This is a genomic window from Actinopolymorpha rutila, from assembly GCF_013407855.1.
GTDB classification, from domain to species: domain Bacteria; phylum Actinomycetota; class Actinomycetes; order Propionibacteriales; family Actinopolymorphaceae; genus Actinopolymorpha; species Actinopolymorpha rutila.
In genome coordinates this window covers 303377-315155 of the sequence record NZ_JACBZH010000001.1, presented here as the reverse complement: position 1 = coordinate 315155, position 11779 = coordinate 303377, and the positions used below count along the sequence as shown (strand labels likewise).

The 11779-nt window shown below is 67.5% G+C and carries 11 protein-coding genes and 1 pseudogene; 4 read left to right on the top strand and 8 right to left on the bottom strand.

Going from position 1 to position 11779, the window contains the following annotated elements; translation table 11 throughout:
* Positions 1 to 28 precede the first annotated feature (28 nt).
* Complete coding sequence (locus tag F4554_RS01390) at positions 29 to 190, bottom strand: hypothetical protein (protein ID WP_179785668.1); 162 nt, start codon at positions 188 to 190, stop codon at positions 29 to 31.
* Between the two features lie 213 nt (positions 191 to 403).
* On the opposite strand from F4554_RS01390, the gene F4554_RS01385 reads away from it, so the two are divergent.
* Positions 404 to 2011 carry a long-chain fatty acid--CoA ligase gene (locus tag F4554_RS01385; RefSeq protein ID WP_179785667.1) on the top strand — a complete coding sequence of 536 codons (1608 nt, stop codon included), beginning with the start codon at positions 404 to 406 and terminating at the stop codon, positions 2009 to 2011.
* Positions 2012 to 2059: 48 nt separating this feature from the next.
* On the opposite strand, the pseudogene F4554_RS01380 reads toward F4554_RS01385, so the two are convergent.
* A pseudogene (locus F4554_RS01380) lies at positions 2060 to 2163 on the bottom strand.
* 250 nt (positions 2164 to 2413) lie between these two features.
* Between F4554_RS01380 and F4554_RS01375 the strand changes: the two are divergent.
* Together F4554_RS01375 and F4554_RS33915 are read left to right on the top strand one after the other, a co-directional pair.
* The gene (locus F4554_RS01375) at positions 2414 to 2701 is read left to right on the top strand and encodes a type II toxin-antitoxin system Phd/YefM family antitoxin (protein WP_179785666.1); all 288 of its coding nucleotides are present in this window, start codon (positions 2414 to 2416) and stop codon (positions 2699 to 2701) included.
* Between the two features lie 136 nt (positions 2702 to 2837).
* Positions 2838 to 2942 (top strand): type II toxin-antitoxin system RelE family toxin, encoded by a 105-nt coding sequence (locus F4554_RS33915; protein ID WP_179791222.1) that lies wholly within the window; start codon positions 2838 to 2840, stop codon positions 2940 to 2942.
* Between the two features lie 1476 nt (positions 2943 to 4418).
* On the opposite strand, the gene F4554_RS01365 is transcribed toward F4554_RS33915, so the two are convergent.
* From F4554_RS01365 to F4554_RS31375, 5 genes are all read right to left on the bottom strand, one after another.
* Positions 4419 to 5375, bottom strand: a complete 957-nt coding sequence (locus F4554_RS01365; RefSeq protein WP_337796283.1) for a phosphotransferase enzyme family protein — start codon at positions 5373 to 5375, stop codon at positions 4419 to 4421.
* Positions 5376 to 5677: 302 nt separating this feature from the next.
* A complete protein-coding gene (locus F4554_RS01360; protein ID WP_179785664.1) occupies positions 5678 to 6133 on the bottom strand; it encodes a hypothetical protein in 456 nt (151 codons plus the stop codon).
* A 797-nt stretch (positions 6134 to 6930) separates the two neighbouring features.
* The gene (locus tag F4554_RS01355) at positions 6931 to 7107 is read right to left on the bottom strand and encodes a hypothetical protein (RefSeq protein ID WP_179785663.1); all 177 of its coding nucleotides are present in this window, start codon (positions 7105 to 7107) and stop codon (positions 6931 to 6933) included.
* A gap of 714 nt (positions 7108 to 7821) precedes the next feature.
* Positions 7822 to 8304, bottom strand: a complete 483-nt coding sequence (locus F4554_RS01350; protein WP_202889096.1) for a MarR family winged helix-turn-helix transcriptional regulator — start codon at positions 8302 to 8304, stop codon at positions 7822 to 7824.
* 63 nt (positions 8305 to 8367) lie between these two features.
* A complete protein-coding gene (locus F4554_RS31375; protein ID WP_202890292.1) occupies positions 8368 to 8673 on the bottom strand; it encodes a hypothetical protein in 306 nt (101 codons plus the stop codon).
* On the opposite strand from F4554_RS31375, the gene F4554_RS01345 reads away from it, so the two are divergent.
* Complete coding sequence (locus F4554_RS01345; RefSeq protein ID WP_202889095.1) at positions 8606 to 9616, top strand: FAD-dependent monooxygenase; 1011 nt, start codon at positions 8606 to 8608, stop codon at positions 9614 to 9616. The genes F4554_RS31375 and F4554_RS01345 overlap by 68 nt on opposite strands.
* 189 nt (positions 9617 to 9805) lie before the next feature.
* Here the strand turns inward: F4554_RS01345 and F4554_RS01340 are convergent, their stop codons facing one another.
* On the bottom strand, positions 9806 to 11224 hold the full coding sequence (locus F4554_RS01340) for an IS1380 family transposase (protein WP_179785658.1): 1419 nt from the start codon (positions 11222 to 11224) through the stop codon (positions 9806 to 9808).
* Positions 11225 to 11779 lie beyond the last annotated feature (555 nt).

Genomic DNA, 11779 nt, shown 5'->3' with positions numbered 1-11779 from the left:
GTCGCTGCTCAAGTCACCGACATCCATGTCAGCCCTCCTCGGCTTGAAGGTCACCTATCAGCCACAGCAGCTGCGATGCCGCGTTGGAGAAGTGGAAGTACCTCTGGTCCTCGCGGCTCTTCGGCTCGCACTGGTCCCGCATCGCCCGCAGGTCCGCCACCATGCGCTGCAGCCGCTCCACATCGGTCATGGTCCTGTTGGCGTCGCCCTGCCGCCACTACCCTCACCGCATGCGCTGGCGGCTGGTGGAGTGCGCGGTGGCGAGGACGGCTCTCATGGCGGGTTGTTCGGTGGTCGCCAACGGGCTGGCGGTACGGACGGGATCGAGGACGTGCGCCGCACTCCCTCACAGACCGGACGGACGAGCGGCAGCTCGCCGCGATCGATCGAGGAGACAGACCAGATGCTGGGGCAGATGTCGGACCACCCGCTGACGCTCGTCCACGCGTTCAACCGCGCCGAGCGGCTGTTCGCCGAGAAGACGATCACGACGCTGACTTCGACCGGGCGGGAGCGGCAGACCTACGGCGAGTGGGCGCGGCGGACGCGCCGGCTCGGCGGGGCGCTCGACGCGCTCGGCGTCGCGCCCGGCGCGCGCGTCGGCACGTTCGCGTGGAACAGCGCGCGCCACCTGGAGCTGTACTTCGCGGTCCCGTGCAGCGGGCGCGTGCTGCACACGCTGAACATCCGCCTGTTCCCCGAGCAGGTGACCTACGTCGTCAACCACGCCGAGGACGATGTCGTATTCGTCGACCGCTCGCTGGCCGCGACGCTGCTGCCGCTGATCGCGGACGCGCCGTCGGTGCGCCACGTGGTCGTGATGGACGACGGCGCCGGCGAGGTGCCGGCCGACGATCGCATCGTCGACTACGAGGCGCTGATCGGCGCGTCCCCGGCCATCGACTTCCACGTCGACGACGAGAACCAGGCCGCGGCCATGTGCTACACGAGCGGGACGACCGGCCACCCCAAGGGGGTCGTCTACTCCCACCGCTCGACGGTGCTGCACTCGCTCGGGGTGATGCTGGCCGACACGCTCGGTGTCAGCGAGCGGGACACGATCCTGCCGATCGTCCCGATGTTCCACGCCAACGCCTGGGGCCTGCCGTATGCGGCCGCGATGGCCGGCAGCGCGCTCGCGTTCCCCGGTCCGCAGATGAGCCCGGCGGCGATCGCCGAGTTGATCGAGCGCGAGCGCGTCACCTTGGCCGCCGGCGTGCCGACGATCTGGACGGGCGCGCTCGACGAGTTGCACGGCCGCGACCTCTCCGCGCTGCGGGCCGTCGTCTGCGGTGGGTCGGCCGTGCCGCAGGCGTTGTCGGAGGCCTACGAACGGCGGCTCGGCCTGCCGATCCTGCAGGCGTGGGGCATGACCGAGACGAGCCCGGTCGGCTCCGTGTGCACGATCAAGAGCACGCTTGCCGACCTGCCCGCGGACGAGCTGGCGCGCATGCGGGCGAGCCAGGGCGTGCCCATGCCGCTGGTGGAGGCGCGGATCGTCGAGCCGGGGACGACGCACGAGGTGGCGTGGAACGGCAGCGACCACGGCGAGCTGGAGGTCGTCGGGCCGTGGGTCGCGGCCTCCTACTACGGCGCCGACGGCGACCGTGAAGCGTCGTTCACCAACGACGGCTGGCTGCGGACCGGCGACGTCGCCACGATCTCGCCCGACGGATACATCCGACTCGTCGACCGCACCAAGGACCTCGTGAAGTCCGGCGGCGAGTGGATCTCCTCCGTCGAGCTGGAGAACGCGATCATGGCGCACCCCGCAGTGCTGGAGGCGGCAGTGATCGCGATGCCCGACGAGCGGTGGGGCGAGCGCCCACTAGCCTGCGTGGTCCGCGCGGACGACCACGCGCTGACCGCGGACGACCTCCGCGCGTTCCTGTCATCGCGCGTCGCACACTGGTGGATCCCCGAGCGGGTCGAGTTCATCGACGAGGTCCCCAAGACCTCGGTCGGGAAGTTCTCCAAGAAGACGCTGCGGGAGCGGTTCGGGGCGGGCTAACAGCCCCGAACCGCTCCACGTTTCCGCAGGTCAGGGCAGCTATACAGGTGGAGCGGAGGGCATAGGATTCGAACCCATGAGGACAGGTGGGTCCTGCCCTAGCGATTTTCAAGCAATCTCCAACACCCCGTGTGACCAGCACCGTTCACCGCCCCGACCACCACTTCGCCGCGTATCCGCCACGCCGTGAACCGACCAGCCACAGCCCGCTGGACACGGCCGGACTGGCGCTGACCACACCGTGCGACTCAGCCAGACCGCTACCGTCGCGCCGATGGCGTGCGTACTCCTCCGGCACCGGCCCTCGCCGGCTCCGACGTCCTGGCTGACGGTGCCAGCCATCGGCGCCGACACGCCGCCGTCAGGACCGGCAGCAAGTGTCAGGTAGTGCACACTTGTGTCATGAGCCAAGGTCTTCCCGAGCCGACACCCGCCGCCCGCGCCGAAGTCGTCACCATCACCGACGCGCGGACCCGCTTCGGCAGCCTCGTACGACGCGCCGCGCACACCCGCCAACGCGTCATCATCACCGACCACGGCCAAACCGCAGCCGCCATCATCAGCGCCGCCGAACTGGAAGACCTCGAAGACCGGCTCGCCATCGCCCAGTACCAACTCGAGAAAGCCAACGGCACCCTGCGGACCATCCCGCACGAGCAGGCCAAGCGCAGGCTCGGGCTCACCGAGTGACCTACACCCTCGACTGGCGCGAGAACGCCCTCAACAGTCTCGCCGGATACCTCGACGACGACCGAGCCGGCGTGCGTGAACTCTTCACCGTGCTCGACGAGCTCACCGCCAACCCCTACCCCCCTACGCCACCAAGATCGGACCCGCGTTCCGCATCCGGATCGGCCGCTACCGCATCGTCTACGAAATCGAAGACCACACCGTCACCGTGCTCGTAATCCACATCGGCCGCACCACCTGACCCCTACTGGCGCCACGCCGGCCAGCGAGCTAGCACCGGACAAGGCCGACGCATCGAAGACGCTAGCTACGACGCACCGAAGCTCACCGGCCGTTCCACCTCCTTCTGTGCGGACGACCCGACCGGCGGCTGGAACTCCAAGGCAAAGCATCCAAGCTCCGAAAGAACGTCCCCTACAGCGTCTATGGCTGGACCCGAGACAACAGCTACTCGGTCGCGTCCGCAGACTTCCGGCTGCCGCCGCGGCACGCCAATCCGTATCGACAAGCATTTACTCCCCGCCGCCTTGGCCCCGCGCGGGCCTCAAGCATGGGTGCGGCCGGCGGACTGGTCCGGAAGCACTCAGCACTGCAAATTCAGCTGTCGTCGCCGGAATGGGCATCGGTATCGCTGTTTTCGTTGTGCCCGATCCGTCGAAGCATCAGAAGCACTGGGATTACGGCAGCAATTATCAGCATCGCCCACCACCAGCTATTCTGGATCAATCGATCGCTTAACGCGAAGACAACTGCGCTTGGAACGAGGATCGTGAATCCAAGGTAGACATACCAAGGCGTTCCTCGACTTTTCAGCACCATAATCCCTAGCTCAGGTACCGATAGCGCAGGCTGGGCGTCACCGCCATCTACGGCTGTAGCGACCGTTGCCAAGGCAGAGCCAATCCCATGCCCGACACACCTTGGCGACGTAACCCTATCCTCTACATCCACACGAATCGTCATTCATCTCTAGGCGGGGACGACCTGTGAGTTGGCGGAAGGGAGCTAACCCTCCTACGTCTAAGTGCCCACACGACCAACGCGATATTCAGGCCGGATCCACACAGGAAACCGACGGCAATACCAATGCCCATACCGCCAAATAGACCGCCCAGGAGAGCGCCCAAACCAGCACCGGACAGAGCGACGAAGATGAGGATATCCCAGCCGCGTCCACCGTAGCCAAGGTCCAGTAGATGCTTTCCTAGCCACTCCTTCCATGGATCAGCCATACTTTGACTCCTAACGGCTAGCCAGCGGCACATACTCCGCACCCGCCGGCGCGGTCGCCGCTTCCGCAACCGCCGGAGCCAGCCCAGCCAGATCGGCCGGCACATCCACCCCGACAAGACCCAGCGCCACCAACAGCACCGTGGAGAAGGTCAACCACCGCCGCCAACCACGGGTAGGAGTGCCGGCCGGCACCGGTACTCACCAAGACCGACGACGACGCGACGAAACCGAAGCCGACATCCGATGCCCCACCTCAGCAAAGCGGCGACGCCGCTGGGGAGGCTGAGAATGTCAGCATTGCTAACTACCGCGACAGAGGTTCCCCACAACGAGTTCCGTCCAATAACGGCCAACCGCCATGAACCTTTGACAGCTAGCGTTGCGACGCCTTCGGGCACGTCATCCACCGCGGACCAGGAGCGGACTCCCCTGACCGTCGCCCGGGGTGCTCTTGCGACCGACAACGAACGGTTCCGGTCTCCCGTTAGACGCCGCCCGCCCCTCCCCTGCCGGGGCGACGAGGGCTGCCGACATTGGCGACCCTACAACTGCGGCCAGGAGTAGCTCTCCCGGTGCAGTACGGGCCGAACATCGCCAGGTCGCGGTCGAGCCTGGCGATCCGGTCGAACCCCCAGGTGTCCACCCCAGGCCTGTCCACCTCCTGCAGGACGCGACCGGCCATGTCGCGCAGCGCACGTGCAAGCAGGGCGTACTCGATGTGATCGACGTCGAGATCGTTAGCGCCGTAGGCAGCCAGGAACGACGAGCCGTGTCGACCTTCGGCGGCCATCCAGACGTCGTGCTCGCGCGGGCCGAGCACAGCCTGCGCCCAGTCCAGGATGGCCACCACCTGGCCGCCATCGATGAGGAGATTCGACCCGCCGAAGTCACGGTGGCACACGACGTGCCGCACCACCTTTGCCCTCGCTCGCTCGATCGTGGCCTCCAGGCGGTAGATGCTTGCCGCTACCTCGCGTCTGCGGTCCCTGATCCACGGATGGTCCAGCCGTTCTCGCAGCTGCCAGATCTCCGGCTCGTCCATCGTGGTCGCTGGAAGGTCGACACCGGCAAGGTCATGCACGCTCTTCAGTGCCTCCGCCGTCAGCCGCCAGTCATCATCGACCGCCTCACGTCCTCGGACGAACGGGAACACCGCGTACGGCCGCGGGCCCGATGCTGTGTAGAACTCACCATTGAGCGTGCGAATCGGAGCCGGCACCGGCATTCCCGCAGTACCCAGCTCCTCAAGCAGCCCCAGACGGGCCGGAGGCTCACTACCCCGCCACCGCTTCACGAACCAGCGATCGTCAGCGACCCAGCAGTCACTCTCGAACCCGCCAGCACACGGAAGGAGAGCTGCGACCCGGAGCCCATAGTCGTGCTCGAGGTCCTGCGGCGACGGGTGCTGCTCCCCCGACAGCGTCCGCGGTGCCGGGACCACCACGACCACCCCATCCCCATCAACAACGGTGCCCGGCCGCGACCATAGATCGCACCACAGCCACCGAACCCAGCTCCCGGCTCGGAACGAGGCCGCACCAGCCTGTGAGATCGGCCAGAGACCCACCACGCGTGGCCCCGCGATGGCCCCGAAGCTGCGAGTTTCGCCGAGCAGCCGGTCTCTGAAGTCCGGCTGCACTGTCGGCCTGGTGGCGAAGGCGGTTGCCAGCTCGGCCGCCGCGGTGGACAGCGTCGAGTCCCTCAACGCCCACTACCGCCGCACGGTCACGTGCACCGGGCTGACTAACGCGTCGCCTCGTCGCCAAGCTGTGGGCGAGCCGGTAGGCGACCACTGAGCCATTCGGCCTCGAACCGACCGAGCCAGATGTACGCCCAGTGGACGAGCCGGCTGAGAGTGGCCACCTGCTCCATCAGTGTTGCCTCGGTCTCGCCGACATGCGCGACGCCGTGCCTTGAGTCCAGCGCTGTGGTCACGTCGCCCAGGTATTCGTCAAACTCGTTACGGCGGTGTCCGGGGACTCCTGCGTCGGGCTTCTGCATTTCTGCGACCAGCAATGTGCCGGGCTTGCTCGCCCATGTCTTGACGAACGCTCGACGCTCGTCCTCTGCTGTCGTGCCGTCCGGCGGTCCGAGCGTGAGGGTGGTATACACCTCCGCCAGCGCCCGTTCGAGTTCGGCCGCCTTCACGACAACACGACCAATATATTCATACAAAATGTTGGGAAGATCGTTGCTCACGGCCAGGAATCTACTCGCCCCAAGACCCGTCCCGCGTCATCACACGGTTCGACCTCGGCCAGCAATCAACCTCTGACCATGCGAAGTCATCGAGCCGTGATATGGGCGAATGGGGCGACCGTCGGCGAGGCTACAAGAGTTCGGGGCCGTTCGCTCGCGAGTGACGGCTTCACAAGCAAGCACCTACGCGCAATGGCAATCTTGATCCGGTAGCGCCGCAGGTCACGCCCGCCGCGGGTTCCGTTGCGGGAGGGCTGAAGCAGAGCGCCGATCGCCGTACCGCCAGGTGAGCCCGAAGATGGCGCCCCGCCCTAGCCATGTCCGAGGGTGTGGCGGGGCACTGCGGAAGGTCGCGGGCCTGCACGGAGGACGGTCCGCCGCTCACATGGGTCCGCTCATCCGGCCAGGGCCGGTGGTCAGCGTCACCCGCCGCCCGCGAGCGGAGCCCCAGGTTCGGGGAACCCGCCCGCTGGGCGGCAGCGTGACCCGGCGTTCCCAGGGGGTGGGAACGCTGGCGGCGTCGGTAAGTGCTCGGTCGGGCCATCAGCGGGGGCGACCATCGGCCAGGCCTGCACAGCACCGACGCTAGCTGTACTAACGAAATGAGGCCCTACTGGTTACGGCGGCAATCTCGTCCGGACGTGGCGCCGCATGCCTGCGCGATCACGTCGAAGGTTGACGGCGGACGTGGGTTCAAGGATTGTGACTGGACATACGCAGTTCGAGGCCAGGGGGGTCGACCCAGTGCACACTGTGCGATGCCGCTGAGGTCGACGCAACGGTCCCGACCGGCATGCTCACGGCAGCTGCGTCCACAGCCAGTCGGCCGGGGCGAGGAGCTTTCCGTCGGCGTGATGTGTGGTCGTGGTTGACGGCTGGGTCGTGAGGCGGCGGCCGTGGACGAGTTGCAGGTGGATCCGCACATGCAGGCACTCGGCCTGGGAGAGTTCGATCGCTCGCTGGTGGTCAGACATGGCGGGCTCCTCAGTCCCTTCCCTCAGTGTCGGAAACGTCGTCGAGAACGGCGTCGAGTGCGAGGGAGCGCGCGACGCGCAGGTCTGTGGTGCCGGCAGGGTCGGGTGGTGACGACCGGCGCGGTCAGGTTCTGATCCGAGGTCTCCAGCGCCGGCACCGTGGTGGGCAACGGTGCAAGGGATTCCCGCGCCGGCGGAAGCGTGCGCCGACGGTGGGTGGACCGGGTCACGTTCTGGTGCGTAGCGCGGTCCGTGATCGTCGTGACGACCGCGGTGCCGGTGCGCTGGAAAGTTCTCATTTCTTCGACCTCTGCATCCTGGTCGAGAGGGTGAGCTCCGTCATCCGCAAGCATCTGTCGCGGCGGAGCCCGCGTCGTGACGGCGAACCGCCATCTGCTGGGCAGGCCCTCTGGCACGTTGGCATACCGGTTAGCGGTAGGCGCGAGCCGCGATCTTCCGGTGCGCCCGGATTCGGGCGAAAGGTGTCCGCCGGGATTGTGAGGAATGGGCGGGCGCCGTCATCTCAGCTCTGGACTACCGGATCTCACCAGCACCCGGCACCTCGAGGCCCCGGGCCCGTTCCCACAGCCCGCGCCGTCGCCCACGGCGCCACCCCACACCAGCTGGACTGCTACCGCGAAGGCGCCAGTCGCGAAGCCGGCGGCTTCCCAGGCCTTCTTCGTCAACGGCGCCCACGGACTGAGTAGTACGGGGTTATGCACTTGGCTTGGTGAGCTCCTCGGTGGCGGCTCGCTGAGCGATCGTGGCCTCTCGCATGAAACGGAGTACCGCGGCCAACTCGTCGTCGTTGTAGCTGGCGTACAGCTTCTTGAGCCGACGTGTCAGGTCGGCGAAGAGGTCCGGCGCCCCCCTCAGACCCTCGTGGCATAGCTCCACGGTGACCCGGCGCCGATCCTTGGCGTACGGCCGGCGGCGGGCGAAACCGCCGCGCTGCAGCCGGTCGATCGCCGCCGTGATGGAGGAAGGAGCCAGCCGGGTCCGCTCGACAAGCTGACCCGCGGTGAGGGGCCCCTCCCGCTCGAGCAGGTCGAGGATCTTCTCATCGGTCGTACTCAGGCCGAGCCGGGTGGCAACGGCGCTGTGGTACATCACGATCGCGTTGCTCTGTTCCCGGCCGGCCTGCATCAGATCGGCCAGTAGCTGCCGGCGGGACGCTCGGGGTTTGTCGGTTGACATGGTGAGGATCCTAACGCATTGTTTCGTTCGATCGAACGAAACAATCTCGGGATCTGGACCTGACTACCACGGATCTCCTCGAACGAACGGAGCACCGAACCCATGCCACGCACCGCCCTTGTGATCGGCGCCGGGATCGCCGGACCGGTCACGGCTGTCGCCCTGCAGCGTGCAGGTCTCGACCCGGTCATCTACGAGGCATACGACACGAACGCCGACGGCATTGGCGCCTTCCTCGGTCTCGCGCTCAACGGGATCTCCGCCCTCCGAACGCTCGATATGGACGACGCCGTGCTCGACCGTGGCTTCGCCACTCCACGGATGGTCATCACCAACGGCCGCGGCCGCGTGCTCGCCGACTTCCCGCAAGGCGGCGCACTGGCTGACGGCACCCGCGCCATCACTCTTACCCCCCCCCCCCCCCGACCTGTGCGCCGCCCTGGTCGAGGAGGCCACCACCCGCGGTATCCCAATCATCCGCGGCAAGCGCCTGGTCAACATCGACGACACCGGCAACCACGTTCGTGCCCACTTCACCGACGGCACGACCGCCGAGGGCGATGTACTCGTGGGCGCGGACGGCATCCGGTCGGTCGTTCGCACCCTGATCGATCCCACGGCGCCTCGGCCCCGGTACGTCGGGTTCCTCAACACCGCCGGCTACGCCCGGGGGCTGAACCTGGGGATCGAACCAGGCGTGAACCACCTCGTCTTCGGCAAACGCTGCTTCTTCGGCTACGTCGGGCACCCGAACGGCGACGTCTGGTGGTTCGCCAACCCGCCTCGGCGAGAGGAGCCGGACCCGGCCGAACTCGCTGCCGTCCCTGCCGACGTATGGCGGGCACAGTTGCGCGAACTGTTCCGTGACGACGACGTACCGGCGCTCGCAGCGATCGACAACACCGAACAGATCACGACCGGATGGGTCACCTACGACATGCCCTCGGTTCCGGCCTGGCACCGCGGCCGCACGGTGTTGGTCGGTGACGCCGCCCACGCGGTCTCCCCGTCCGCGGGCCAGGGCGCCTCCCTCGCGATCGAGGATGCGGTCGTGCTCGGCAGGGCACTGCGCGATCAGTCGGACCCGGCCGCAGCCTTCGGAACGTTCGAAGCAGCGCGGCGGCCCAGGGTCGAGCAGATCGTGACCCAGGGCCGTCGCAACGGTTCCGGCAAGACGGCCGGACCAATCGGCCGCGTGTTGCGCGACGCGACCATGCCGCTGGCCATGAAGGCAATGTTCCGCGGCGATCGCGACCCCTTCCGCTGGATCTGGGACCACCGCACCGACTGGGACGAGACCGCTACCACGTAAGCGCCTGCCGTCATACCCCGAACCGGACGAACCGGAAGCCCTAAGCCCGAATCCACCGATGGGCTGTAGGTGATCGTTTCCGGGGGCGCGTTGCTGCTGGGCTGTGGTTGGGGGCAGGCGCTTTCGCCTGGCCTGGTTGCCAGGTGTCCACGTTCGGGGTTCCGGTTCGCGCCGTAGGAGGCTGGGTGGTCAGGTTGTTGCCGGGGTGGGTGGCCCGCAGGCGTGGGTGAACAGGCGTGTCCACGCGGTTTCCCACGGCCAGGCGGTCGGCAGGTGCAGCGTGATCCGTCGGGCGGAGTGCGCGATGCGTGCGGGGACGGCGATCAGCTTGCGGCGGATCGTGGCCGTGGTCGCGCGGGCCAGCGCCGGCCCGGTGAGAGTGGCCGCGGCGCGGGTCAGGTTGAACGCCATCACGGCCAGGACGAGCCAGGCGGCGTTCGCGGCGAACCGGCCCGAGGGCAGGTGCGCCAGGGCTGAGTTCTTCAGGTCGGCATGGACTTGTTCGATGATCGCGTGGGCTCGGTGGGTCTTGTCCACGGTCACGGTGTCCATCGCCTGGGTGGGCACGGTGGTGAAGAAGGCGTGGAACCGCCACACGTCGAACAGGCCGTCCTGCCCGGGTGTGGTGTTGAGGTCGGGGATGCGGCGGACCACCAGCCGGCCGGGCACCTGGTCGGCCTTCTTCTTCCCGCTGAAGGCGGTGAACGGTAGCTCTGCGACCTGAGCCCGGGAGATCCAGCAGTCGGTGGTCTCGTCATAGACCGCGTGCGGGTACTCGATCGTGTGCCACGCGTCGTCAGCGATGGTGGCGATGGCCTTCTTCACGGGCGTGTCCAGGCGGACGGTGACCGACACCTGCGCGCCCGCGCCGACAGCGGCGGCGATGGTGGGCCGGCCATAGAACGCCGAGTCCGCCCGCACGAGCACAGGGGCCGCAGACGACTCTTCGGTGCCGGCGCCTCGGAGGGTCTTCACGGTCTTCAACGCGTCACGAACCAGGCGTTTCGCGCCGCGTGCGGAGCCGCAGGAGCCTTTGCGGAGCCGCTGCGCCACGATCACCGGTGCGGTCTGCCCGGTGGTGAGCGTGGCCAGCAGGGCGTTCAGGCCGCGCACTCCGGAGTAGCCGAACCCCGCCCCCTGCTTGGCATACCCGTGGACTTCGACGATCGTGTCGTCGATGTCGACGACCGCGTAGTCATTGATGCCGTTGATCCCGGCCACCAGCGGCGTCCTGGTCGCCAGCCCGGTCAGCAGCCGCGAGGCGACCGCATCGAGCTGGCGGACGTGGCCGAAGGTGAACGAGCGCAGGAACGACCCCAGCGTCGACGGCGCATAGGTGCCGGTGAAGACCCGGCCCATCCCACCATGGCGGAGCAGCGCCATGTCGTCGATGCTGTCCGCCCCGGCGACCATCCCACCCACCAGCGACGCCACCTTCGAGCCGGCGTTGGCACCTTTATCGGTCGGCACGCTCAGACATGCATCGACAAGGTCGGCCAACCCAGCCGACTCCGCCAGCCCCATCACCGGGACCAGGCCTGCCGACGACACCAGATTCGGCTCGTCGAACACCGCCGAAGTCGCCGCGAACGTGTGAGACAGTTGCATCTTGCGGATGCCCTTCGTAGTGCCAGAGTTTCGACCTTCGACAAGTCCGATCCTCCAACACACAAGGGCATCCGCTCCTCACGCCACGCTCACACCACCACGCCCATCGGTGAATCCGGGCTAAGACACGACCAGATGCCCACATCCGCCCCGGGCAGGACCCGTCGCACCCGATGCGGACCGAGGCGGCGTGTGACTCAGCACGGCAATGGGTGCGCCCGGCTCGTTCACTGGCCAACCCACCTTGGCGGGAACCTCCGAGGGCCACATGCCTGGCCCAAAGACCAACCACATAAGGACATTCGGCGACCCACAATCCCGACGACCACGCCAGTCGGGGGCCGGCCCCGGAACCGGGGTTGGGGCGAGGCCGGCCACCGGCCGACCGGCCCGAGTAATCGGCACGGACCCACCAGCCGGATCGTCCCAGCGGCGGCAGACCTCGGCCGGAACGACGGGTTCCCTGCACCACTGCACCGTCTACGCCTGCTCGGCAACAAACTGCAGCCACAGCAACGAAACCAAGCCTCAGGCTGCCACTTAGCAACAGCCGAT

What these genes read in the sequence shown, in the direction of transcription:
- F4554_RS01355 (WP_179785663.1), bottom strand. Translation starts at nt 7,107, where the DNA reads ATGTCTGACCACCAGCGAGCGATCGAACTCTCCCAGGCCGAGTGCCTG.
- F4554_RS01375 (WP_179785666.1), top strand. Translation starts at nt 2,414, where the DNA reads ATGAGCCAAGGTCTTCCCGAGCCGACACCCGCCGCCCGCGCCGAAGTC.
- F4554_RS01390 (WP_179785668.1), bottom strand. Translation starts at nt 190, where the DNA reads ATGACCGATGTGGAGCGGCTGCAGCGCATGGTGGCGGACCTGCGGGCG.
- F4554_RS01385 (WP_179785667.1), top strand. Translation starts at nt 404, where the DNA reads ATGCTGGGGCAGATGTCGGACCACCCGCTGACGCTCGTCCACGCGTTC.
- F4554_RS01350 (WP_202889096.1), bottom strand. Translation starts at nt 8,304, where the DNA reads ATGTCAACCGACAAACCCCGAGCGTCCCGCCGGCAGCTACTGGCCGAT.
- F4554_RS01340 (WP_179785658.1), bottom strand. Translation starts at nt 11,224, where the DNA reads ATGCAACTGTCTCACACGTTCGCGGCGACTTCGGCGGTGTTCGACGAG.